Origin of the sequence: Mycolicibacterium canariasense (assembly GCF_002101555.1) — a bacterium.
Taxonomy (GTDB): Bacteria; Actinomycetota; Actinomycetes; order Mycobacteriales; family Mycobacteriaceae; genus Mycobacterium; species Mycobacterium canariasense.
Genome location: NZ_LQOL01000061.1, coordinates 27,157 through 50,495, shown reverse-complemented (window position 1 = coordinate 50,495; position 23,339 = coordinate 27,157). Strand labels below are relative to the sequence as shown.

General features: G+C 68.5%; 22 protein-coding genes and 1 tRNA gene. 8 read left to right on the top strand and 15 right to left on the bottom strand.

The window, feature by feature from the left end; all coding sequences use genetic code 11:
- The first annotated feature begins 114 nt into the window (after positions 1 to 114).
- Both AWB94_RS22230 and AWB94_RS22225 read left to right on the top strand, forming a co-directional pair.
- A complete protein-coding gene (locus tag AWB94_RS22230) occupies positions 115 to 1,149 on the top strand; it encodes a 4Fe-4S binding protein (protein WP_062654797.1) in 1,035 nt (344 codons plus the stop codon).
- 16 nt (positions 1,150 to 1,165) lie between these two features.
- On the top strand, positions 1,166 to 1,819 hold the full coding sequence (locus AWB94_RS22225) for a DUF998 domain-containing protein (RefSeq protein ID WP_062654799.1): 654 nt from the start codon (positions 1,166 to 1,168) through the stop codon (positions 1,817 to 1,819).
- On the opposite strand, the gene AWB94_RS22220 is transcribed toward AWB94_RS22225, so the two are convergent.
- Positions 1,798 to 2,289, bottom strand: coding sequence for a DUF6611 family protein (locus AWB94_RS22220; RefSeq protein ID WP_062654801.1), 492 nt, complete (start codon positions 2,287 to 2,289; stop codon positions 1,798 to 1,800). The two genes, AWB94_RS22225 and AWB94_RS22220, sit on opposite strands and share 22 nt — an antisense overlap.
- Positions 2,290 to 2,418: 129 nt before the next feature.
- Between AWB94_RS22220 and AWB94_RS22215 the strand changes: the two genes are divergently transcribed.
- Entirely contained in the window at positions 2,419 to 3,408 is a 990-nt protein-coding gene (locus AWB94_RS22215; protein ID WP_234811837.1) for an efflux ABC transporter ATPase subunit, DrrA-related, read from the top strand.
- Positions 3,405 to 4,247 carry an ABC transporter permease gene (locus AWB94_RS22210; RefSeq protein ID WP_062654805.1) on the top strand — a complete coding sequence of 281 codons (843 nt, stop codon included), beginning with the start codon at positions 3,405 to 3,407 and terminating at the stop codon, positions 4,245 to 4,247. The genes AWB94_RS22215 and AWB94_RS22210 overlap by 4 nt, the downstream gene beginning before the upstream one ends.
- Here the strand turns inward: AWB94_RS22210 and pth are convergent, their stop codons facing one another.
- The 8 genes from pth to AWB94_RS22170 all read right to left on the bottom strand — a co-directional run bounded on the left by pth (position 4,248) and on the right by AWB94_RS22170 (position 10,261).
- Positions 4,248 to 4,823, bottom strand: a complete 576-nt coding sequence (gene pth, locus AWB94_RS22205; protein ID WP_062654807.1) for an aminoacyl-tRNA hydrolase — start codon at positions 4,821 to 4,823, stop codon at positions 4,248 to 4,250.
- Between the two features lies 1 nt (position 4,824).
- Entirely contained in the window at positions 4,825 to 5,469 is a 645-nt protein-coding gene (locus AWB94_RS22200) for a 50S ribosomal protein L25/general stress protein Ctc (protein WP_062654922.1), read from the bottom strand.
- Between the two features lie 118 nt (positions 5,470 to 5,587).
- A complete protein-coding gene (locus AWB94_RS22195) occupies positions 5,588 to 6,451 on the bottom strand; it encodes an oxidoreductase (protein ID WP_062654809.1) in 864 nt (287 codons plus the stop codon).
- A 50-nt stretch (positions 6,452 to 6,501) separates the two neighbouring features.
- Positions 6,502 to 7,164 carry an LpqN/LpqT family lipoprotein gene (locus tag AWB94_RS22190; RefSeq protein WP_062654812.1) on the bottom strand — a complete coding sequence of 221 codons (663 nt, stop codon included), beginning with the start codon at positions 7,162 to 7,164 and terminating at the stop codon, positions 6,502 to 6,504.
- On the bottom strand, positions 7,161 to 7,502 hold the full coding sequence (gene arsC, locus AWB94_RS22185; protein WP_062654814.1) for an arsenate reductase (glutaredoxin): 342 nt from the start codon (positions 7,500 to 7,502) through the stop codon (positions 7,161 to 7,163). The genes AWB94_RS22190 and arsC overlap by 4 nt, the downstream gene beginning before the upstream one ends.
- 34 nt (positions 7,503 to 7,536) lie before the next feature.
- The gene (locus AWB94_RS22180; protein ID WP_062654816.1) at positions 7,537 to 8,517 is read right to left on the bottom strand and encodes a ribose-phosphate diphosphokinase; all 981 of its coding nucleotides are present in this window, start codon (positions 8,515 to 8,517) and stop codon (positions 7,537 to 7,539) included.
- A gap of 89 nt (positions 8,518 to 8,606) precedes the next feature.
- Positions 8,607 to 10,100, bottom strand: a complete 1,494-nt coding sequence (glmU, locus tag AWB94_RS22175) for a bifunctional UDP-N-acetylglucosamine diphosphorylase/glucosamine-1-phosphate N-acetyltransferase GlmU (protein ID WP_409365952.1) — start codon at positions 10,098 to 10,100, stop codon at positions 8,607 to 8,609.
- A gap of 89 nt (positions 10,101 to 10,189) precedes the next feature.
- A tRNA-Gln gene (locus tag AWB94_RS22170) sits at positions 10,190 to 10,261 on the bottom strand.
- Between the two features lie 124 nt (positions 10,262 to 10,385).
- On the opposite strand from AWB94_RS22170, the gene AWB94_RS22165 reads away from it, so the two are divergent.
- On the top strand, positions 10,386 to 10,979 hold the full coding sequence (locus AWB94_RS22165) for a TetR/AcrR family transcriptional regulator (RefSeq protein ID WP_024455361.1): 594 nt from the start codon (positions 10,386 to 10,388) through the stop codon (positions 10,977 to 10,979).
- Here the strand turns inward: AWB94_RS22165 and AWB94_RS22160 are convergent.
- A complete protein-coding gene (locus AWB94_RS22160) occupies positions 10,976 to 12,088 on the bottom strand; it encodes a diaminopimelate decarboxylase family protein (RefSeq protein WP_064961221.1) in 1,113 nt (370 codons plus the stop codon). The genes AWB94_RS22165 and AWB94_RS22160 overlap by 4 nt on opposite strands.
- Positions 12,089 to 12,232: 144 nt before the next feature.
- Between AWB94_RS22160 and AWB94_RS22155 the strand changes: the two genes are divergently transcribed.
- From AWB94_RS22155 to AWB94_RS22145, 3 genes are all read left to right on the top strand, one after another.
- Positions 12,233 to 12,787: a hypothetical protein gene (locus tag AWB94_RS22155; protein WP_133058221.1), complete on the top strand. Its 555-nt coding sequence runs from the start codon at positions 12,233 to 12,235 to the stop codon at positions 12,785 to 12,787.
- Positions 12,788 to 12,872: 85 nt separating this feature from the next.
- Positions 12,873 to 16,508, top strand: a complete 3,636-nt coding sequence (gene mfd / locus AWB94_RS22150; RefSeq protein ID WP_062654926.1) for a transcription-repair coupling factor — start codon at positions 12,873 to 12,875, stop codon at positions 16,506 to 16,508.
- A gap of 48 nt (positions 16,509 to 16,556) precedes the next feature.
- Positions 16,557 to 17,492, top strand: coding sequence for a nucleoside triphosphate pyrophosphohydrolase (locus AWB94_RS22145; RefSeq protein WP_062654819.1), 936 nt, complete (start codon positions 16,557 to 16,559; stop codon positions 17,490 to 17,492).
- Here the strand turns inward: AWB94_RS22145 and AWB94_RS22140 are convergent, their stop codons facing one another.
- From AWB94_RS22140 to AWB94_RS22120, 5 genes are read right to left on the bottom strand one after another with little or no spacing between them, the layout of a single operon-like run.
- Positions 17,493 to 19,244 carry a dihydroxy-acid dehydratase gene (locus AWB94_RS22140; RefSeq protein ID WP_062654820.1) on the bottom strand — a complete coding sequence of 584 codons (1,752 nt, stop codon included), beginning with the start codon at positions 19,242 to 19,244 and terminating at the stop codon, positions 17,493 to 17,495.
- Positions 19,245 to 19,273: 29 nt separating this feature from the next.
- The gene (locus AWB94_RS22135) at positions 19,274 to 20,995 is read right to left on the bottom strand and encodes a phytoene desaturase family protein (protein WP_062654821.1); all 1,722 of its coding nucleotides are present in this window, start codon (positions 20,993 to 20,995) and stop codon (positions 19,274 to 19,276) included.
- A gap of 1 nt (position 20,996) precedes the next feature.
- Complete coding sequence (locus tag AWB94_RS22130) at positions 20,997 to 21,323, bottom strand: RedY/HapK family protein (protein WP_062654822.1); 327 nt, start codon at positions 21,321 to 21,323, stop codon at positions 20,997 to 20,999.
- 1 nt (position 21,324) lies between these two features.
- Entirely contained in the window at positions 21,325 to 22,761 is a 1,437-nt protein-coding gene (locus AWB94_RS22125) for an aminobutyraldehyde dehydrogenase (protein ID WP_062654928.1), read from the bottom strand.
- 39 nt (positions 22,762 to 22,800) lie between these two features.
- Entirely contained in the window at positions 22,801 to 23,313 is a 513-nt protein-coding gene (locus AWB94_RS22120; protein ID WP_062654823.1) for a TetR/AcrR family transcriptional regulator, read from the bottom strand.
- Positions 23,314 to 23,339 lie beyond the last annotated feature (26 nt).

Genomic DNA, 23,339 nt, shown 5'->3' with positions numbered 1-23,339 from the left:
CGTCGTTTCTGACCTTCTGGTCGTCGGCGGGCCGGTTCGTCCACCACGTCGTCGGAGATGAGCGAAGGGCGCCGGCCCGGCCCCATCTGAGTATATATGTCTATACTCAGATGGATGACGGACAAACTCCCCGCGCGCCTCGCCGACCACCCCACCGTGCAGGCGGTGCGCGCCCGGCCCCGCTCGGCCGTGCCACCGGTGATCGACGCGGACTGGCTGCGCCGGATCTGTCTGGACGCCGGTGCCGACGATGTCGCGTTCGCGTCGTTCGACGACGCCGCCCTGGCATCGGAACGCGAACACGCCGAAACCGCGCTGCCCGGGGTGCGCAGCTACATCTCGCTCGTGGTGAAGATGAACCGGGACAACGTGCGCTCGTCGGAGCGCAGCGTGGCCAATCAGGAGTTCCACCGCACCGGCGAGATCATCAACGAGGCCGCGCACCGCATCACCCGGACGCTGGAGGACACCGGTTATCGCGTGATCAACCCGTCGGCGACGTTCCCGATGGAGATGGACAAGTTCCCCGGTCGTATCTGGGTGATCGCGCACAAGCCGGTGGCCGTCGCGGCGGGCCTGGGCGTCATGGGCATCCACCGCAACGTCATCCACCCCAAGTTCGGCAACTTCATCATTCTGGGCACCCTGCTGGTGGGCGCACCGATCTCCGAATACGGTGCGCCGCTGGACTATTCACCGTGCCTGGAATGCAAGCTGTGCGTGGCGGCCTGTCCCGTCGGCGCGATCGGCAAGGACGGCGAGTTCGACTTCATGGCCTGCTCGGTGCACAACTACCGGGAATTCATGGGCGGGTTCACCGACTGGGTGCAGACCATCGCCGACAGTGCCGACGGGCAGGATTTCCGGTCCAGGGTCACCGATTCGGAGAACGCCTCGATGTGGCAGAGCCTGTCGTTCAAGGCCAACTACAAGGCGGCGTACTGCCTGGCGGTCTGCCCGGCCGGGGAGGATGTGATCGAGCCCTACCTCGACGACCGCAAGGGATTCATGGACCTGGTGCTCAAACCCCTGCAGGAAAAGAAGGAGACGCTCTACGTGCTGCCCAACTCCGCGGCCAAGGCGCACGCCGAGAAACGGTATCCGCACAAGACGGTGAAGGTGGTCGACAGCGGGGTCCGGGGCCGCTGATCGGTAGGCTGGTTCGATGAACCGGCGTCTTCACGTGCTGTTCGGCTGGATCGCGGTGGCGGGCGCGGCCACGTCCCTGCTGACCGTGCTGGCACTGGACGCCGTCCTCGGTGGCGAGCCGCTGCGCGGCCGCACACTGCGCCGCGCCACCATCTCCGAGTATGTGTTCACCACCGGCGGTTGGCTTTTCGTGACCGCCGTGCTGGCACTGGCGGCCGGGTCGGCGCTGCTGCTGGCCGGGCTGATCCACGCCGGCCGGCTGTCCCCGCTCTCCCCGGGGTCGGTGCTGATGGCGCTGTGGGTGATCGGGTTGCTCGGCGTGGTTGCCTTTCCCAAACACAACTGGGCGGTCGGGCCCAGCACGAGCGGTACCGTGCACCGGGTCGCGACGCTGCTGGCGTTCCTGGCGCTGCCGGTGGCCGTCCTGGTGATCGCCCGCGGCCGCGAGATCTGGGCCCGGACCGCGCGCTGGCTGGCCTGGGGGTCGATCGGGTGGCTCGGCGTGCTGTTCGGGGCGATCGCGGTGGCGGCGGTGACCGAGCGGTCCTGGTGGCGGATCATCCCGCTCGGCCTGGTGGAGCGCGGGATCGCCGGGTTCGAGGTGGCCGCGGTGCTGGCGCTGGCGGTGTGGTTGATCCGCGGCGCGCCTCAGGCCGCCATCCGCTCGTAGACGCGCCACACCGCGGCCTCGTGGTCGGCCCCGGTGAGGTGCCGGTCGGCCAGGGCGAGCGTGGTGGCGTGCCGCTTCAACTCGGCGAACATCTCGGCCGTTTCGCGCTCGTTCACACCGGCCATCCTCAGCACCGTCAAGGTCCGGACCTCGCGCCGGAACTGGTCGACGCACGCCATCGACACCGCCCCGGCCGAGACCGCGACAAAGGTGGAAAGCGTCAGCGCCGCAGCGGTTCCCATGGTCGGCAGCAGTGCCACCTCCAGCACCAGCCAGACCGCCAGACCCCACGTAGGCCAGGCCCGCCAGACCCGCAGCAGGCGACGCTGCTCGGTGGACAGGCCGGGCGGGAAGAGCACCAGCCGGTACCGGGTGACGCCGTAGCGGGTGGCCGAGATGTGCAACGACCCCCAGGAGCGGTTGCCGTCGATCAGGCGATGCCAACGGGTGGTCTGCGTGGCGGTGCTCATGGATACCAGGTCTACGCCGCGTCGGCAGCGGCGGCGGTCTCGTGAACGGAATCTTTACGCGATACGCGGCGATCTTGACGCCGGAAAAACGATGGTGGGTTGTCGGGGTGTCTCGCTACGGTTGACCCCATGACCAGGGCGAGCGAAGCGACGGGGGAAGGCGACATGCCGGCCATCGAGGCGATCGACCTCGTCAAGGAGTTCGGCGCGCATCGCGCGGTCGACGGGGTGAGTTTCACCGTGCCGCAAGGCGCGGTGCTGGGCCTGCTGGGGCCCAACGGCGCCGGCAAGACCACCACGGTGCGCATGATGACCACGCTGTCGGAACCCACCGCCGGCACCGCGCGGGTCGCCGGGTACGACGTGCGGACCCAGCCCGATATGGTGCGCCGGAACATGGGGCTCACCGGGCAGGCCGCCACCGTCGACGAACTGCTCACCGGCCGGGAGAACATCCGGATGATCGGCGGCCTCTACGGGATCGGTCGCAAGCAGCTCAAACAGCTGGGGGACCGGCTGCTCGAACAGTTCGATCTGGTGGACGCCGCCGACCGTCCGGTGCGCGCGTACTCCGGCGGGATGCGCCGGCGGCTCGACCTGGCGGTCAGCCTGATCGCCGCCCCGCCGGTGCTGTTCCTGGACGAGCCCACCACCGGGCTGGACCCGCGCAGCCGCAGCGACCTGTGGGAGGTTCTGCGCGAGCTCGTTGCCGGCGGCACCACCGTGCTGCTCACCACCCAGTACCTGGAAGAGGCCGATCAGCTCGCCGACGACATCGTCGTCATCGACCACGGCCGGATCATTGCCGAAGGCACGCCGCTGCAACTCAAACAGCAGGCCGGCAATGCCAGCCTGGTGGTGACGGTGTCCCACGCGGCCGACCTGCCCGCGGCTCGCGAACTGCTGGGCCGCGCGGGGGCCGAGGTGCACGTCGACCTCGGCGCCCGGCAGCTCACCGCGGCGGCCGACGGCATCGCCGAACTGACCCGCGTGGCGAACTGGTTGCAGGACAACGCCATCGAAGTCGACGACATCGGGCTGTCGCGGCCCAGCCTGGACGACGTGTTCCTGTCGCTCACCGGGCACCGCGCCGAGAACACCGAGGAGGTGCCGACGTGACCGCCGTATCGGAGAAGGCCATCGTCGGGCACCCGGTGATCCGGCCCACCAACATCGCCCAGCAGTCGTGGATCATGGTGAAACGCAATATGATCCACACCAAACGCATGCCCGAGATGCTCAGCGATGTCACGGTTCAGCCGATCATGTTCGTGCTGCTGTTCGCGTTCGTGTTCGGCGCATCGATCGCCACCAGGGGTGGGGCGTCCTATCGGGAATTCCTGCTGCCGGGTATCCAGGCGCAGACCATCGTGTTCACCGCGTTCGTCGTCGCGTCCGGGATCACCGCCGACGCCGAGAAAGGCATCATCGACCGGTTCCGCTCGCTGCCCATCCGGCGGTCGGCGGTCCTGATCGGGCGCAGCATCGCCAGCCTGCTGCACTCGTGTATCGGCATCGTGGTCATGGCGGTCACCGGGCTGTGTATCGGCTGGCGCATCCGCGGCAGCGTGGCCGATGCCGTGCTGGCGTTCGCGCTCATCCTGGTGTTCGGGTTCGGGATGATCTGGTTCGGCATCCTGGTCGGCTCGTTGATGCGCTCCGTCGAGGCGGTCAACGGCGTGATGTTCACCGTGCTGTTCCCTATCACGTTCCTGGCCAACACCTTCGCGCCCACCGAGCCGATGCCGCGCTGGCTTCGGGTGGCCGCGGAGTGGAACCCGGTGTCCTCGCTGGCACAGGCCATGCGGGAGCTGTGGGGCAACGGTCCGGCGGCCCCACCCGATGCGCAACTGCCGCTGCACCACCCCGTGCTGGCCACCGTCGCGTGGTCCCTGGCGATGACCGCGGTGTTGGCACCGTTCGCGCTGCGGGCCTACGCCAGGCGTACCTCGGACTGACTACCAGGCGTGCACGGTGTTCTGGGCGGCCTCCAGGCCGACCTTCAGCAGCAGTTCCGTCGCATCCGCAGCGTTCTCGCACAACAGCGGAACCTCGGGTCGCTCAACGGAATTGAACGCCTCCAGTACGAAGGCGGCGGGATCCTTGCGACCGGGCGGGCGGCCGACGCCGATGCGCACCCGCTGAAAATCCTTGGTGCCCAGCGCGGCGGCCACCGAGCGCAGCCCGTTATGGCCGCCCTCGCCGCCGCCCAGCTTGAGCCGGATCCGGCCGAAGTCGATATCCAGCTCGTCGTGCAGCACCACCACGTCGGCCGGGGCCACGGAGTAGAACTTGGCCAGCGGCCCGACCTGGCGGCCGGATTCGTTCATGTACACCCGGGGCTTGGCCAGCACCACGGACCGGCCACCCAGCCGGCCCCTGGTCACCTCGGCGCCAGAGCGCTTGTGCACCTTGAAACCCGAGCCGATCCGACCGGCCAGGATGTCGGCCACCATGAAGCCGAGATTGTGCCGGGTCTTGGCGTAGTTGGGCCCGGGGTTACCGAGCCCAACCACCAGTAACGGCTCGGCCAAACTACTCGGCGGATTCGGCTTCGGCGGGCTCCGCGGCAGCCCCACCGGCGGCGGCGGTCTCGCCGGCGCCCTCGGCGTCCAAGTCCTCGGCGGTCGGCGCGGCAACGACGTTGACCACCAGGGTCTCCGGGTCGACGATCAGGCTGACACCCTCGGGCAGCTCGATCTGGCCGGCGGTGATCTGGGTACCTGCCTCGAGGCCCTCGACCGACACGGTCACCTGCTCGGGGATGGACATCGCCTCGGCCTCCACCTGGATGGTGTTGGCGTCCTGGGTGACCAGGGTGCCCGGCACGGCATCACCCTCGACGACGACCGCGATATCGACGGTCACCTTCTCGCCGCGGCGCACGACCAGCAGGTCGGCGTGCACGATGTTGCGCTTGATCGGGTGGGTGACCACGGCCTTGGTCAGTGCCAGCTGCTCCGTGCCGGCGATGTCCAGGGTCAAGATCGCGTTGGTGCCCGAGTGCCGCAGCACGGCGGCGAAATCGCGGGCGTTGAGCTCGAGGTGCTGGGGATCGGTGCCGTGCCCGTAGAGCACGGTGGGTACCTTGCCGTCGCGGCGGGCCTGGCGCGAGGCGCCCTTACCGGTGCGGGTACGCACGTCGGCGGTCAGCTTGTTGGGGGCCGAATTCTTGGCCATGTGTTGTTCCTCCTGTAACCGGTTCACACACGGCCAGGGTCCAACAGAATCGGTTCCCGTCGATAACGGTGGTAGACCACCCTCGCCGTGACGTCAGCAAGGGTAGCCGACGCGGGCCTCAGATCTGAAATTCGGTGTCCGTGAGCTGCGCGGACAGCTCCCACAGCCGTTCCGAGGTGCGGGCCGAGCGAGCCAGCGGGCTGCGCGGTCCGGGGCCGGTCGGGCCGCGCATCCCGAACTTGGGCCCGATGAAACTGTCACCCGGAACGTCCTGGGAGACCGCGTACAACGTCTGCCTCGCCCCGAAATCGGCGTCGGTGGCGATCTTGTTGGCCGCCAGCCACACCTTGGTGCCGATCGGGTTCCCGGTCTGGCCCTGCAGGTTGGTGGCCGAGTACCCGGGGTGCGCGGCGATCGCCCGGACCGGTGAACCGGCCGCGGTGAGCCGGCGCTGCAACGCGCTGGTGAACAGCAGATTGGCCAGCTTGGACTGGCCGTAGGCCGGCCAGGCCAGGTAGGGGCGCGAGCGCCAGTTCAGATCCTTGAGGTCGATCCACCCGAACAGGTGCATCAGCGAGGCCACGGTCACGACGCGGTCGGTGAGCTTGGGCAGCAGCAGATTGGTCAGCGCGAAATGACCGAGGTGATTGGTGCCGATCTGGCTCTCGAAGCCGTCGGCGGTCAGCGCGTACGGCACCGCCATGATGCCGGCGTTGTTCACCAGCACGTCGACCCCGTCCACCCCGGCCGCGAACTCCCGGATCGAGGCCAGGCTCTGCAGATCGAGCTTGCGCACCGTGACATCGCCGGGCATCTGCGCGGCGGCCGCGTTGCCCTTGTCCAGATTGCGCACCGCCAGCGTGACCGACGCCCCGACGCGGGCCAGTTCACGGGCGGTGACCAGGCCCAGGCCGCTGTTGGCCCCGGTGACGATGACGCGGCGCCCCGCGAAGGACGGCAGATCTGCGGCGGTCCAGGTCATGGTGGGAGCGTAGCCAATTCCCGGGTCGCTTCGCTCCTGCCCGCCGCACCCTACTTGGCGGCGACCTTGAACCCCGAGATGATGCCCTCGATGTCCTTGCCCTGCTTCTGCGCCTCCTCGGCGTAGCTGGTGATGGTCAGCTGGACCAGATAGCGCTGGCCGGGTGCCCCCGGCGGGGTCTTGGGCGGCGTCCCGGTCGGCAAGATGATCCGGTTGTAGCTCTGCATCCGCCGGCCGTTCAGGTCGTAGGTGCCCTCGATCATCGACGACGGGAAGCCGCGGAAGTTCTCGTTCGAGCCGTTGAGTTTGACGAAGTTCTGCGACAGCTCCGCGTCGGCGTCGGCGTGTTTGAGTGCCTCGGCGACGTCGAAATTGCCGGTCAGCTTGAACACCATGAGCATGGCGGTCGGATACGTGTCACCCTTGGCGATCACTCGCGTCCCCGGTGACAGGTTGATGTTGCTGTAGGCCTGCCAGCCGGCCGGCCGCGGCAGCTCGACCGTCAGGTCGGTGAGTTTCTCCGGTGCGACGGGGTCGCCGGTCACCCCGACACTTTCCAGATATTGCGAAAGCGGCACCGGCTTCTGGGCCCCGGGTGCGGCGCTCGTGGTCGTCGTCGTGGTGGTGGTCAACAGCGACTGGTAGTCCGGGACGTCGTCGCCGCACCCCGCGACCAGGACGGCAACCGCCGCCAGCGACACCGCGAGCCTCACAGAATCTCGCGAACCCGATCGATGGGGCGGGCCAACCGAGTGCCCTTGTCCGTCACCACCAACGGGCGCTCGATGAGGATCGGGTGTTGGGCGAGAGCATCGAGCAGCTCGTCGTCCGACGCGTCGGCCAGGCCCAGCTCGGTGTACAGGGATTCGCGCTTGCGCACCGCCTCGCGTACCGGGATACCCGCGTCGGCGATCAGTGCCGCCAGTTCGGCGCGGGTCGGCGGCGTCTTCAGGTACAGCACGATCTCCGGCTCGAGCCCGTTGTCCCGCAACAGCTCCAGCGTCTTACGGGACGTCGAGCACTTCGGGTTGTGGAAGATGCGGGCCGCCATATCTGAAAACTACTCCTCGCGCGGACGCTCGCCGCTAGGCGGAACCGTCGAAAAGGCTTGTCACCGAACCGTTGTCGAACACCGCGCGGATGGTGCTGGCCAGCAGCGGCGCGATGGACAGCACGGTCAGCTGCGGGAAGTGCTTGTCTTCGCCGATCGGCAGCGTATTGGTGACGATCACCTCGCGGGCACCCGAGTCGGCCAGACGCTGCGCGGCGGGATCGGACAACACCCCGTGGGTGGCGGCGATGATCACGTCCTCGGCGCCGTCCTCCTTGAGCAGTTTCACCGCGCCGGCGATGGTGCCGCCGGTGTCGATCATGTCGTCGGTCAGGATGCAGGTCTTGCCCTTGACGTCACCGACGACGCGGTTGGACTTCACCTGGTTGGGCACCAGCGGGTCGCGGGTCTTGTGGATGAAGGCCAGCGGCACACCGCCGAGCGAGTCGGCCCACTTCTCGGCGACACGCACGCGGCCCGAATCGGGGGAGACGACGACCTTGTCGGCATCGGCGTACTTCTCGGCGATGTAGCCGCACAGCAGCGACTGGGCGCGCATGTGGTCCACGGGCCCGTCGAAGAAGCCCTGGATCTGATCGGTGTGCAGGTCCACCGTGACGATGCGATCGGCGCCCGCGGTCTTGTACAGGTCGGCGACCAGGCGCGCCGAGATGGGTTCGCGGCCGCGGTGCTTCTTGTCCTGCCGCGCGTACGGATAGAACGGCAGGATCGCGGTGATCCGCTTGGCGCTGCCGCGCTTGAGCGCGTCGATCATGATCAGCTGTTCCATCAGCCACTGGTTCAGCGGCGCGGGATGGCTCTGCAGGACGAAGGCGTCGCAACCGCGCACCGACTCGTCGAAGCGGACGAAGATCTCGCCGTTGGCGAAGTCGCGTGCCGTCTGCGCGGTGACGGGAACATCGAGTTCCTTGGCCACCTGCTCAGCAAGCTCGGGATGAGCCCGGCCCGAGAAGAGCATCAGGTTCTTAGGGTTATCGGTCCAGTCGTGGCTCACTGTTGTGCCTTCGCCGGTCGGGGTCGAATACGCGCCAATCGTACGTAGTGCATTCGGGCGGTCGTTGCCGGGTTACCAGATTGCCAACGTCAGGCGTCTTCCTCGGTGGCCTTGCGGGCCGCTGAGGTGTCATTTGCGGCTTCCGCCGCGGCAGCGTCATTTGCCGCGCGCGCCGCGGCCGCAGCGGCGGTGCCGGGCCGCTTGCGCAGCACCCAGCCCTCGATGGTGCGCTGGGGGCCGGCCGAGACGGCCAGCGCGCCGGGCGGCACATCCTCACGCAACACCGTCCCCGCCCCGGTGTAGGCGCCGTCACCGACGGTGACCGGCGCGATGAACATGGTGTCCGAGCCGGTCCGGACGTGCGAGCCGACGGTGGTGCGGTGCTTGTTCTGGCCGTCGTAGTTCACGAACACGCTCGACGCGCCGATATTGCTGTGCTCGCCGATATCGGCGTCGCCGACGTAGGTCAGGTGCGGCACCTTGGTGCCCGTGCCGATCACCGCGTTCTTCGTCTCGACGAACGCGCCCAGCTTGCCGTCGGCGCCCAGTTCGGTGCCCGGCCGCAGATAGGTGAACGGGCCGACGGTGGCGCCGGCGCCGATGACCGACAACTCGGCGTGCGTACGGATCACCGAGGCGCCGTCGCCGACTTCCATCGAGGTGAGCGTGCTGTCCGGTCCGATGGTGCAGTTCGGCCCGATCGAGGTGACCCCGAGCAGCTGGGTGCCGGGGGCGACGACGGTGTCGGGGCCGATCTCCACGTCGGCGTCGATCCAGGTGGTGGCCGGGTCGACGATGGTGACACCGGCGCGCTGGTGGCCCTCGATGATGCGGCGGTTCAATTCCGCGGCCAGCACCGAGAGTTGGACGCGGTCGTTGACGCCGGCGACCAGGGTGCTGTCGGCGACGTGTTGAGCCCGCACCGGCAGACCGTCGCCGCGGACCAGGGCGATGGCGTCGGTCAGGTAGAGCTCCTGCTGGGCGTTGTCGGTGCGCAGTCGGCTCAGCGCCGACCGCAGCGCCGCCGCGTCGAAGGCGTACACCCCGGAGTTGATCTCACCGATGGCGCGCTGGCGCTCGTCGGCATCGGCCTGTTCGACGATCGCCTGGACGGCGCCCGTCTCGTCGCGGAGGATGCGTCCGTATCCGGTGGGGTCCGCGACGGTGGTGGTCAGGATGGTGGCCCCGCCGTCACCGTGGGTGTGCACCAGCGCGGCGAGCGTCTCGCCGTCGAGCAACGGCACATCCCCGGAGGTGACCACCACGGTGCCGGCGAAATCCTGAGGCAGGCCCGACAGGCCGACGCCGACCGCGTGCCCGGTGCCCAGCTGGTCTTCCTGTACGGCGGTGGCGATGGCGCGGCCGGTCCGCTCGGCGATGCGGTCGACCTCCGCGGCGACGTGTTCGCGGCCATGGCCGACGACGACCACGATGTGGCGGGGTTGCAGGGCGGTGGCGGCGAGCAGGGCGTGGGCGAGCATGCTGCGTCCGGCCAGTGGGTGCAGCACCTTCGGGGTGGCCGAGCGCATCCGGGTGCCCGCGCCGGCCGCCATGACGACGACCGCGATATCGGTGGTGGACACGATTCTCTCCTCCTCCCGCGAGCGACCGTGTCTGTACCCGGACACGCCGGCAACGCTGTCAGTTAGGGGCCGCTCGCGGTATGAGATTGCTCCGTCGCCAGGACTCGAACCTGAACTATCTGAACCAAAATCAGAGGTGCTGCCGATTACACCACGACGGACCGATCAATCGGAGACTCTAGTCGACCGGATCGATGTTCCCGGCAGGGCTGTGGGGAAGCGCCGCGGCGTTAGGCTGGGCCGGTGGCAGCACCTGAGAAGGAGGCCCGCATCCCCCGCGCCAGGATGACGGGCAGTGAGCGCCGCCAGCAGCTCATCGAGATCGCGAAGTCGCTGTTCGCCGAACGCGGCTACGACGGCACCGCCATCGAAGAGATCGCCTTGCGCGCCAACGTCTCCAAACCGGTGGTGTACGAGCATTTCGGCGGCAAAGAGGGCCTCTACGCCGTCGTCGTCGACCGGGAGATGTCGGCCCTCCTGGACGGCATCACCTCCTCGCTGACCAACAACCGGTCCCGGGTGCGCCTGGAGCGGGTGGCGCTGGCGTTGCTCACCTACGTCGAGGAGCGCACCGACGGGTTCCGCATCCTGATCCGCGATTCACCGGCCGCCATCACCTCGGGCACCTATTCGACGCTGCTCAACGACGCCGTCAGCCAGGTCGCCTCGATCCTGGCCGGTGACTTCTCCCGCCGCGGCCTGGATCCCGACCTGGCGCCGCTGTACGCGCAGGCCCTGGTCGGGTCGGTGTCGATGGCCGCGCAATGGTGGCTCGACGTGCGCCAGCCCAGCAAGGAAGTGGTGGCCGCGCACCTGGTGAACCTGATGTGGAACGGGCTGACGCATCTGGAGGCCGATCCCGTGCTGGAAGCCGACTAACTCAGCTCCCGGCCGAGCAGGTCCTCGGTGGTCTCGCGGCGCACCGACAGCCGCGCCCGCCGGTCGCGCACCGTCACCACCGGGGGCCGCGCCGTCAGCGCGGCGCCGGATGGCATCGGTCCGACAACGGCGAGCAGATCACCGGGATGCAGATCGGCCGGCAGCGTCACCTGCGCGCAGATCACCTCGCCGGTGCGGCCGACGACGGTGACCGGCCGGGTCGGGCCCAGCGGATGCCGGTTGGCCAACGCGACGGTCCCGGTTCCCGCGCCGTCGACCGTCACCAGACCGTCGCGCACCGCCACCACCCGCGCGCAGCTCACCAGGGCCCGGCCGGAGATGGCCTGCCCCGGTTCGACGACGACGACGGGGCGCGGGAACCGTTCGGCCGCGCACGCGTCGTCCAGCGCGTTGTCGATCGCCTCGTCGAGGTCGATCAGGTCGGCGTCGGCGGCGACATCGCCGATGTTGAGTTCGGTCAACTCGACGCCGTGCCGATCGCGGATATCGGCCATCGCCGACACCGCCTGCTTGATCTCGTCGGCCGCGCAGCGCAACCCGACCAGCCGCAGCATCGGCTGCGCCAGCACCCGCGCGGCCAGCTCGGCCGAACCGGTCAGCACCTGCTGCGGTCGGCTCAGCTGGGAGGCCAGCAGCGCGATCTCGGTGCCGCAGCCCAGCACCATGCGGCCCACCCTGGCGGCGGCGCGCAGGTCGGCGGTGGTCTGGGCGCAGCCGTGCGCGACGATGCGGTCCCGGTCCACCCCGGCGCTCACGGCGAGCGCGAGTTCGGCCGGGGTGCGCACCGCCAGACCCGCGCCCTCCTCGGCCACCCACCGGGCCACCGCCTTGGTCAGCAGGGTGTGGCCGGCGTACACGGTGCGCCGTTCCGGCAGCCGTACCCGGAACCCGCGCACCCGGTACCGGAACTCGGCTTCGTCGAGCACCTGCACCGGGGCCCCGAACTGGTCGGCGATCTCGGTCAGCGCGACACCGCCCACACACAACCGGCCTTCGACATCGACTTGCGCGGTCACCGGCCACACCGCGGGATCGATCCGTTGGGGGGCGGCCCGGCGCAACGAGTGCACCGCATCGAGAAGAGTCATGCCCTGACGGTGCGCGTGCACGCCGGAACAGTCGAGGACTTTGACGGTCTCTTGACGTGCTGTGACGAATTCTTGACGGCTGCCGGGCAATTCGAGTAGCCCACTACTCGGCCGTCCGGGCAGCACCGGCTCGAGCATGGGGGCATGACTGAGCCATCCGAACCGATGACGCCATCCGAACCGATGACGCCATCCGAACCGATGACGCCATCCGAACCGACGGCGCAGGCGCCGGCCATCGCACTGGAATCCGTTCGCGTCGCCGGACTGCTCGAGGGAAAGCGCTACGCAGTTCTCGGGGTGGGCATGCGTGCCCTGGACCGGTCCCGGGAAGTGCCCGTCGTGACCATCTACAACTACACCGACGACCTCGCGGTGGAGGTGCTGGTCGATGTCGACGCACGGGAAGTGCTGGCGGTCTCGGCCGCCCCGGCGATCCCGGCGCTGGCGGCCGCCGAACGGGCCCGGGCACTCGACATCGTGCGGCGTGACGGGCGGCTCACCGAGTCCGGGGTGGACGTGGACACCGGCACGGGAATCATCGTGGAGGAGGTGAACTTCGGTGATCCTCGGCACGGTCATCGGCTGGTCGACCTGCGGTTCGGGCCGCGCCAGTATCGGGTGCCGACGGCCTTCGCCGTCGTCGATCTGAGCGCCGAAGAACTGGTCACGGTGGGCCTGTTGCCCCTGGAGTCCTGACGAGTCGGGCCGGCGACAGACCGGTATCTGGGGCGGTGCCCGGCCCGGATTCGTGATCACCGGCCCCGGTTACGATGGTGGCATCATGACCGCACCGGGGCACCCTTCTGTCGAGACCCCGCTGGCGGGCCTCATCGAATTGGCATTGACCGATCCCGGCCTGCGCGCTGTCACCGATCGCGCAGCCGAACACGACCTCGTCGGACCGGCCAGTGCCCGCCCATTCGTCGCGGCGGCCGCCGCGCAGGCGGGGCCGTTACTCGTCGTCACCGCCACCGGCCGGGAAGCCGACGACCTGACCGCCGAACTGCGCGCCGTCTTCGGCGACGCCGCCGCCCTGTTCCCGTCCTGGGAGACGCTGCCGCACGAGCGGCTTTCACCCGGGGTCGAGACCGTCGGCGCCCGGTTGCGGTTGCTGCGCCGGCTGGCCCATCCCGACGACGAGCGCCTCGGTCCGCCGCTGCGGGTGGTGGTCACCACCACCCGGTCGCTGCTGCAGCCGATGGCCCCGGAGCTGGCCGACGTGGAACCGGTCACCTTGACGGTGGGCGGGGAGGCGGACTTCGACCAGACCGTCGCCCGGCTGGTGGAACTGGCCTACACCCGCGTCGACATGGTGGCCAAGCGGGGCGAGTTCGCGGTGCGTGGCGGCATTCTCGACGTCTTCGCGCCCACCGCCGAGCATCCGGTGCGCGTCGAGTTCTGGGGTGACGAGGTGTCGGAGATGCGCATGTTCGCCGTCGCCGACCAGCGGTCCATCCCCGAGATCGCGATCGACACCCTGATCGCCATGCCGTGCCGGGAGCTGCTGCTGACCCCCGACGTGCGCGAGCGGGCGGGTCAGCTCGCCGGTGCGCGCCCCGAGACCGACAACACGATGGCCGGGACCGTCGGGGACATGCTGGCCAAGCTGGCCGAGGGCATCACCGTCGACGGCATGGAGGCGTTGGCTCCGGTGCTGCGCCCCGACGACCTGGTGTTGCTCACCGAACACCTGCCCGCCGGCACCCCGGTGCTGGTATGCGATCCGGAGAAGGTGCGCGCCCGCGCCGCCGACCTGATCAAGACCGGCCGCGAGTTCCTGGAGGCGTCCTGGTCGGTGGCGGCGATGGGCGGTCAAGCCCCGATCGACGTCGAGCAGCTGGGCGGGTCGGGCTTCCGCGAGCTCGACGAGGTGCGGGCCGCCGCCCGCGCCGGCGGGCATCCGTGGTGGACGCTGAGCCAGCTGACGGCCGAGGACGCCACCGAACTGGACCTGCGCCCGGCCCCGTCGGCGCGCTCGCAACAGTCACTGGACGAGATCTTCGCGATGCTGCGCGCGCACGTGGCCACCGGTGGGTATGCGGCCGTGGTCACACCCGGTACCGGTACCGCGCACCGCGTGGTCGAACAGCTCGGCGAATCCGATATCCCCGCAACCCTTCTGGCCTCCGGGGCGGCACCGACGGCGGGCGTGGTGGGTGTGCTGAAGGGCCCGCTGCACGACGGCCTGGTGCTGCCGGGGGTGAACCTGGTCATCATCACCGAGACCGATCTGACCGGTAACCGGGTCACCGCCAACGAAGGCAAAAGGCTTGCGGCCAAACGGCGTAACGTCGTGGACCCGTTGGCGTTGACGGCCGGCGACCTGGTGGTGCACGACCAGCACGGCATCGGCAAGTTCGTCGAGATGACCGAGCGGGTGGTGGGCGGGGCCCGCCGGGAATACCTGGTGCTGGAGTACGCGTCGGCCAAGCGCGGCGGTGGCACCGACAAGCTCTACGTTCCGATGGACTCGCTGGACCAGCTGTCCCGGTATGTCGGTGGGCAGGCGCCCACCCTGAGCCGGCTCGGCGGCAGCGACTGGACCAACACGAAAACCAAGGCGCGCAAGGCGGTCCGCGAGATCGCCGGGGAACTGGTGTCGCTGTACGCCAAACGCCAGGCCGCACCGGGGCATGCGTTCGGACCGGACACCCCGTGGCAGGCCGAGATGGAGGACGCGTTCGGGTTCACCGAGACCGTCGACCAGATGACCGCCATCACCGAGGTCAAGGCCGATATGGAAAAGCCTGTGCCGATGGACCGGGTGATCTGTGGCGACGTCGGTTACGGCAAGACCGAGATCGCGGTGCGCGCCGCGTTCAAGGCGGTGCAGGACGGCAAACAGGTCGCCGTGTTGGTGCCCACCACGCTGTTGGCCGACCAGCATCTGCAGACGTTCGCCGCGCGGATGGCCGGGTTCCCGGTGACCGTGAAGGGGTTGTCCCGGTTCACCGATCCGGCCGATTCCAAGGCCGTCATCGACGGAATGGCCGACGGCAGTGTCGATATCGTGATCGGCACGCACCGGCTGCTGCAGACCGGGGTGCGCTGGAAGGACCTCGGCCTGGTGATCGTCGACGAGGAACAGCGCTTCGGCGTGGAGCACAAGGAACACATCAAGAGCCTGCGCACCCATGTCGACGTGCTCACCATGAGCGCCACCCCGATCCCGCGCACGCTGGAGATGAGCCTGGCCGGCATCCGGGAGATGTCGACCATCCTGACCCCACCCGAGGAGCGCTTCCCGGTGCTGACCTACGTCGGCCCGCACGACGACAAGCAGGTGGCGGCGGCACTGCGCCGGGAGTTGTTGCGCGACGGGCAGGCGTTCTACATCCACAACCGGGTGAAGTCGATCGACCAGGCCGCCGCCAGGGTGCAGGCGATGGTGCCGGAGGCCCGTGTCGTGGTGGCGCACGGCCAGATGAACGAGGACGCGCTGGAGAAGACCGTCGAGGGCTTCTGGAACCGGGAGTACGACATCCTGGTGTGCACCACGATCGTCGAGACGGGCCTGGACATCTCGAATGCCAACACCCTGATCGTGGAACGCGCCGACACCTTCGGCCTGTCCCAGTTGCACCAGTTGCGGGGCCGGGTCGGGCGCAGCCGGGAACGCGGTTACGCGTATTTCCTGTATCCGCCCGACGTTCCGCTCACCGAGACCGCGCATGACCGGCTGGCCACCATCGCCCAGAACAACGACCTGGGCGCGGGTATGGCGGTGGCGATGAAGGATCTGGAGATCCGCGGGGCCGGCAACGTGCTGGGCGTCGAGCAGTCCGGGCACGTCGCCGGTGTCGGTTTCGACCTGTACGTGCGACTGGTCGGCGAAGCGGTGGAAGCCTACCGGGCCGCGGTCGATGGCAAAACGGTTGTCGGCGTTGAGGAACCGAAGGACGTACGCATCGACCTGCCGGTGGACGCGCACCTGCCACCGGATTACATCGGCAGCGACCGGTTGCGGTTGGAGGGCTACCGGCGCCTGGCCGCGGCGGCGGACAACGCGGCGGTGGCCGCCGTTGTCGATGAGCTCGTCGACCGGTACGGCCCGCTGCCCGAACCGGCGCAGCGGCTGGTCGCGGTGGCCAGGTTGCGGCTGCTGTGCCGGCAGTACGGGGTGACCGAGGTGTCGGCGCTCTCGGAGTCGACGCTGCGGGTGGCGCCGCTGACGCTGCAGGATTCCCAGCAGCTGCGGCTCAAGCGGGTGTACCCGGGTGCGGCGTACCGCGCGACCACCTCGACGGTGCAGATCCCGATCCCGCGGGCCGGGACCAATGTGGGTGCGCCACGCATCCGCGACCTCGAGTTGGTGAAGGCGGTGGCGGGTCTGTTGCTGACACTGGACGGGCGGCCCGCCGGGGATGTGGACGAGGTCATCGGAGATGGCGCGTCCCGTGCCGGAGGCGCGAAATGACTTCCCGTGCCGGAGGCGCGAAATGACTTCCCGTGCCGGAGGCGCGAAATGACTGTCGTTCTGGTGGATCCGCGCCGGCCCGCCCTGGTTCCGGTGGATGCCGTCGAGTTGCTGGCCGGTGACGTGCAGTACACCGAGGAGATGCCGATCAAGGTGCCGTGGTCGCTGCCGTCGGCCCGGCCCGAATACGACGGCGAACCGGCCCCGGTGCTGTTGTCGTCGGACCCCGAGCATCCCGCGGTGAAGGCCCGGCTGGCGGCGGGGGAGCGGCTGATCGCCGCCCCGGCACCGCAGCCCGGTGAGCGGTTGGTCGACGCGGTGGCCATGATGGACAAGTTGCGCACCGACGGCCCGTGGGAGAGCGAGCAGACGCACGACTCGCTGCGTCGCTACCTGCTCGAGGAGACCTACGAACTGTTCGACGCGGTGCGCAGCGGTGACGCCGACGAACTCCGCGAGGAGCTCGGGGATGTGTTGCTGCAGGTGCTCTTCCACGCCCGCATCGCCGAGGACGCGCCCACACACCCGTTCGGCATCGACGACGTCGCCGACGCGCTGGTGCGCAAGTTGGGTAACCGCGCCTTCGGTGTGCTTGCCGGGGAATCGGTTTCGCTGGAAGAACAGCTGGCGCAGTGGGAGGAACGCAAGGCGCAGGAGAAGCTCTCCAAGGCCCGCACCTCGTGCATGGACGATGTGCCGACCGGTCAGCCGGCCCTGGCCCTGGCGCACAAGATTCTCGAACGGGCCACCGGCGCCGGGCTGCCCGAGGACCTGGTACCGGCCGCCCTGCGTGAAGTGCGCATCGACGTCGGCGGTGACCCCGAAAACGCCCTGCGCGCGGCTGTTCTGGAGTTCATCGACACCGTCCGCGCGGTCGAGCAAGCCGTGCTGGCCGATCGCCGTGGTGATGACATCGCCGACGCGCCGCCGGCGGCGATCACCGCGGACGAGTGGCGCGCGCACTGGCCGCACGCCGAACCGTGATCACCATCCGCCTATCCACCCTTCGAAGATCGCCTCGGGTTCGTCCTCGGGCCGTCGTGAGCGCCCGACCAGGAAGTCGAAGTCGCATCCCTGATCGGCTTGGAGCACGCGTTCGGTGTACAGCGCGGCGTACCCGCGGGTATGCCGCGCCGGTGCAGGGGCCAATTCGGCTCGCCGCGCGCACAACTCGTCCTCCGGTACCAGCATGTCCAGTCTTCCGCCCCGCGCGTCGAGTTCGACGATGTCGCCGTCGCGAACCAACGCGAGCGGTCCCCCCACCGCCGATTCCGGGCTGACGTGTAACACGCAGGTGCCGTAGGCGGTCCCGCTCATCCTGGCGTCGGAGATGCGGACCATGTCGGTGACACCCTGCCGAAGGAGCTTGCTCGGGATGGGCAATTGGCCCCACTCGGGCATGCCCGGTGCGCCGCGCGGGCCGGCCGAACGCAGGATCAACACGGAGTCGGCAGTCACCTCCAGATCGGGATCGTCGAACCGGCGCATCAGATCTGGCATGTTCTCGAAGACCACCGCGGGTCCCCGGTGGACCAGCAGCCCTGGACTGGCCGCGCTGCACTTGATCACCGCGCCGTCGGGAGCGAGGTTGCCGCGCACCACGGCGAGGCCACCGGGGGGCTGGAAGGGTGCACCGAGCGGGGCGATCACGGCCGTATCGGTTGCAGCGACGGCGGCGAGATTGTCGGCGACCGTCTTGCCGGTGACGGTGGGGGCGTCGGTGTGCAACAAGGACTCGATCGATTTCATCACCGCCGGTATGCCGCCGGCGTGGAAGACCTGCTCGACGAGGTGTTCGCCGGCCGGGCGCACGTTGACCACCAGCGGTGTGCGTTCCGAGAGTTCGTGAAAGCGGTCCAGCGACAACGGGACTCCGACCCGGCCGGCCACCGCCAGCAGGTGCACGATCGCGTTCGTCGATCCGCCGACCGCCAGCATCAGCGTGATGGCATTGTCGAAGGCCTCGGCCGTCATCACCTGGGACGGCCGTAACCGTTCGATCGCCAGCCCGACAGCCCTGGCCCCGCACTCCTCGGCGGCCTGCATCCGGCGCGAATCCATGGCAGGTATCGCGGCGGTTCCCGGCAGGGTCATGCCGAGACCTTCGACGAGGGTGGCCATCGTGGAGGCGGTGCCCATCTCGGGGCAGTGTCCGCGGGAGGGTCCGGCCGCAGCCTCCAGCCGCTGGTAGTCGGCCATCGACATACGGCCGGCCCGCACGTCGTCGATGTATTGCCAGAGATCGGTCCCCACACCGAGTTGCTTGCCGTCGAAGACCGCGGGAGCGGCCGGACCGCCGGTCAGGGCGATCGCGGGCACATCCGCACTCGCCGCGCCCATCAGCTGTGCGGGGACCGTCTTGTCACATCCGCCGAGCAGGACCACCGCATCGAACGGGTAGGCCCGAATCGACTCCTCGACGTCCATCGCCATCAGGTTTCGAAAGAGCATGGTGGTCGGTTTCATCAATTGTTCGCCCAGCGACATGGTGGGGAACTCGAGCGGAAACCCGCCCGCCGCCAGTACACCGCGCCGCACCGCGTCGGCCAGGCCGCGGAAGTGCATGTTGCAGTTGACCACTTCGGACCACGAGTTGCAGATCCCGACGATCGGGCGGCCTTCGAAGGCCAGCCGGGAAAATCCCGAGGCGCGCATCGCAGAGCGGTGGACGAATCCGGGAACATCTTTGCCCGCAAACCATTTTGCGCTTCTCAGCCCACTCGACTCTGGTGACACCGTAGTTCCTCGTTCCTTTGCGGCATCGATCAGCGGACGCGTGCCGCGTACGCGGTGATCTTGCGTAGCGCGCGTTGCCGTGCCGCCTGGTATCCCACCCAGCGCCCCGGCCTGGTGGACATCAGGGTGCCGACGAGCCGCTGTTGCCAAGGGGCCTTTCGGTTACCGCTCCGGGCGCCCGGTGTGTTGACGCTGCCCTGCGCGTCGGCGAGCGCGATCTTCGCGGCGTTGTGGCCGTTGGCGCCCATGACGCCACCGCCCGGATGGGTTCCGGAGCCGCAGAGGTAGTAATTGCGCACGGGCGTGCGGTAGTTCGACAGTTCCGGGATGGGGCGCGCCCCGAACAGCTGGTCGAGCATCATGCTGCCGTGGAAGATGTTGCCGTCGGTGATCAGGTACTCGTCGTTCAGGTCGTCGGGCGTGATGATCACCCGATCGAGGATGTGCTCGCGCAGGTTGGGGGCGTACGTGAACAGGTCCGACAGCACGAGGTCGGCCCACTTCTCCTTCTCGGCCGCCCACGTGGTCCCACTCAGCTGGGACGGGAGCTGCTGGATGCCCAGGGTCATCGTGTGCAGGCCGGCGGGAGCCAGCGAGTCGTCGGTCACCGACTGGGTGACGGCCTCGATGACGAACGTGCTGGGGAAGGTGCCGCGCCGTTGCGCCTCGTAGGCCTCCTCGAACGCCTCCCTGCTGGGCCCGAGCAGTTGATGTCCGTGGTGCTGCGGGCCTTCCGTCGCATCGGAGAACGGAAGGTACTGCGGCAGTTCGTCGATCAGCAGGTGAATCCGTGCCATCGAGCCACGGGTATCGATCGCTTCGACGTCGCGGACGAGTTTGGCCGGTAGTAGACCGGGCTCGATCAACTGCAGCAGGGACCGCTTGGGGTCGGCATTGGAGAAGACCTGCCCGGCCGTGATGACCGTCCCGTCAGTGAGCCGGACCCCGGTGGCCGTTCCACGTTCGACGATCACGGTGTCGACCGGTGTCGAGGTCCGGATCGTTGCACCGTGGTGACGAGCCCCCGCGGCCAACGCCTCGCTGATGGCGCCCATCCCGCCACGCGCGAGGCCGAACTGACCGAAGTTGCCGTTGAATTCACCCCAGGAGTGGTGTCCGTAGGTGTAGGCCGTTCCCGGCGATGACGGACCGCCGAAGATCGACACCATCCCGAAGAACGTCAGCATGCTCTTGATGCGCTCGTCCTCGAAGTACCTGTCGAGCAGGTCGCGCACCGAGAGCAGGGTGAACTCGTTGAACAGCGTCTGCTCGCCCGCCGCCTCGAACGCTGCGAACACCTCCGAGCGTTGCGGGGGTGGGGTCAGTAGGTACGGCGTCACGAGCCCGGCGAACCGCTGTAGCCGAACCCCGAAGTCGAGGAAAGCCTGCGCGTCGTGCTTGTTGATCTTCTCCAGTTCGCGCAGCGTCCGGTCGGTTTCCTTCCACATGGTGAAAGAGGTACCGTCCCGAAAGAGACTGAAGGACAGCGCATCACCTTGATAGAGGTCCAGGCCGAATCTCTCCAGTTCGAGTTCGGCGATGATCTCGGGCCGCAGCAGGCCGGCGATGAAAGCACACGAGGACCACTTGCTGCCGGGGATCAGCTCCTCGGTGACGCAGGCCCCGCCGACGACATGGCGCGCCTCCAGCACCAGGACCCGCTTCCCGGCGCGGGCCAGATAGTTGGCGGTCACCAGGCCGTTGTGGCCGGCGCCGACGATGACGGCGTCGTAATCCGGTGTCGGGGTCATGTCAGGTCTCCTGCGGCTGGGGTGATTTGCGAGTCAGCAGCGTCACGACGCTGCCGGGCTCGACGAGGGCGTGGAACTTCTCGACGACCGGCTTGAGTTCTGGTGCGGTGTCGCGAATCCGCTCCCATTCCGGCCAGGAGGCGACCGTCATGATCTCGAGGACGTGCGGGTCGGCAGGCCCGACGGGTTCCACGAAGAAGACGTCGAATCCGAGTACGACCTCCAGGGCCAGGCAGGTGGGCCGGTCGAGTTCGGCCGAGAATCTCTCGAAATCCTCGGTGCTGACCCCCGGACGTAGCCGAAAGGTGTTGACCGCGCTGACGGCCATGTCAGGCGCTCTCGGTGTTGATCATGACGTGTTTGATCTCGGTGTACTCCTCGAGGGCGTACACGGACATGTCCTTGCCGTTGCCGGATTGTTTGAAGCCGCCGTGCGGCATCTCTGGTGTGACCGGCAGGTGGTCGTTGATCCACACCGTGCCGAACTGAAGGTCCCGGGACGCGGTCAGGGCCCGAGCGATGTCGTTGGTGAAAACGGAAGCGGCAAGGCCGTATTCGGTGTCGTTGGCCCAGCCGATCACGTCGTCGCCGTCGCCGAATCTGGTCACCGACGTGACGGGCCCGAAGACCTCGGTGCCGACAATCTCGTCACCCTGTCTGGCGCCGACGACGACGGTGGGGGCGGTGTAGAAGCCTGTCGCGGGGTTGTCGCCCTGGATGAGTTCGGTGTGCCCGGTGGCCTTCGCCCGTGCGACGAAGCCCTCGACGCGGTCGCGATGTGCCGCGGTGATGACCGGACCCATCGCGGTGCTCTCATCGGCGATATCACCTAGATCGAGTTCCTTGACCGCCTTTTCGAGGCCTGCGACGAGCTCGTCGTGCACCGTCTCGTGAACGTAGAGACGGGAGGCGGCCATACAGTCCTGGCCGGAATTGCAGAAGGCGCCCTCCATGATCTTGCCGACCGCCAGGGACACGTCGGCGTCCGGGTACACCAGCACGGGCGCCTTGCCGCCGAGTTCCAGGTGCAGCCTCTTGAGGTTCGAGTCGGCCGAGGCGCGCATCAGCGCCCGGCCCGTCTCGACGGACCCGGTCAGCGAGGACATCCGCACCCGCGGGTGGGCGACGAGTCGGGCGCCGACGTCTTCACCATCGCCGGTGACGACGTTGAAAACGCCCGCGGGAAAAAGATCCTGAGCCAGTTCGGCGAGCCGAAGGACCGAGAACGGTGTGTGTTCGGAGGGTTTGAGCACCAGGGTGTTTCCGGTGAGCAGCGCCGGGGAGATCTTCCAGATCGCCATCAGCAGCGGGTAGTTCCATGGTGCGACCGAGCCGACGACGCCGACCGGATCGCGCCGGATGATGCTGGTCTTACCGCGGACGAATTCGGTGGCGGCGCGGCCTTCCATGGCGCGGGCTCCACCGGCGAAGAACCGGAGATGGTCGGCGATCATCGCCATCTCTTCGAGTGCCAGGCTGATGGGTTTGCCGACGTTGCGGGATTCGATCTCGGCGAGGGTGCGCTGGTCGGCCTCGACCCGGTCCGCGAGGGTGAGAAAGGCCCGGGCCCGTTCGCCCACCGGCGTTCTGGCCCAGCCGGGGAAGGCGGCGTCGGCGGCCGCCACGGCGCGGTCGACGTCGGAGACCCCGCCGTGGGCGATCTCGGCGAAGGCCTCACCGGTGGCGGGGGCGGGCACGTGATCGACGGCGCCGCCTATCGCATCGGTCCAGCTGCCGTCGATGAACATCTTGTGGTGAAAGGTCATGATCACTCCTTGGTGGTGTTGGCGTAGGTATGGCCGGTGTCAGCGTTGACGTGCTCCGCCGGCTGCCATGGTGAGCAGACTGCGGACCTCTTGTTTCGAGACGGGTTGGTGCGCAATGGACATATGCACCATCAAGCCCTCGACGACGACGTCGAGCAGCCGTGCGGTGGCGCGGTCGAAGTGCTCGGCGAGCGCGTCTTGGGCCCGCTCCATCCACTGCTGAGTCAGGCGCCTGGTCTCGGGCCTGCGCACGGCGTCCCCGTAGAGCTCGTAGGTCACGGCGAGTTCGTCGGGATGCGCGGCGAAATCGTCGGTGACGGCCGCGGCGATGCATTCGATGATGTCGTTGCCGTCGGGGCAGGACGCCAGTCGTGCCTCGAAGCGGCTGGCCAGTTTGTCGACGTGGACCTCGAACGCCTGGTGGACGATGTCGTCGAGGGTTCCGAAGTGGTAGGTGATCGACCCCAGCGGTACGTCCGCGGCAGTGGCGATGGCGCGGTGCGTGATTCCCGCGACGCCGTCTCTGGCCAGCACGTCGAGTGCGGAGGTCACGATGCGGTCCTTTCTGTCCGGGTCGT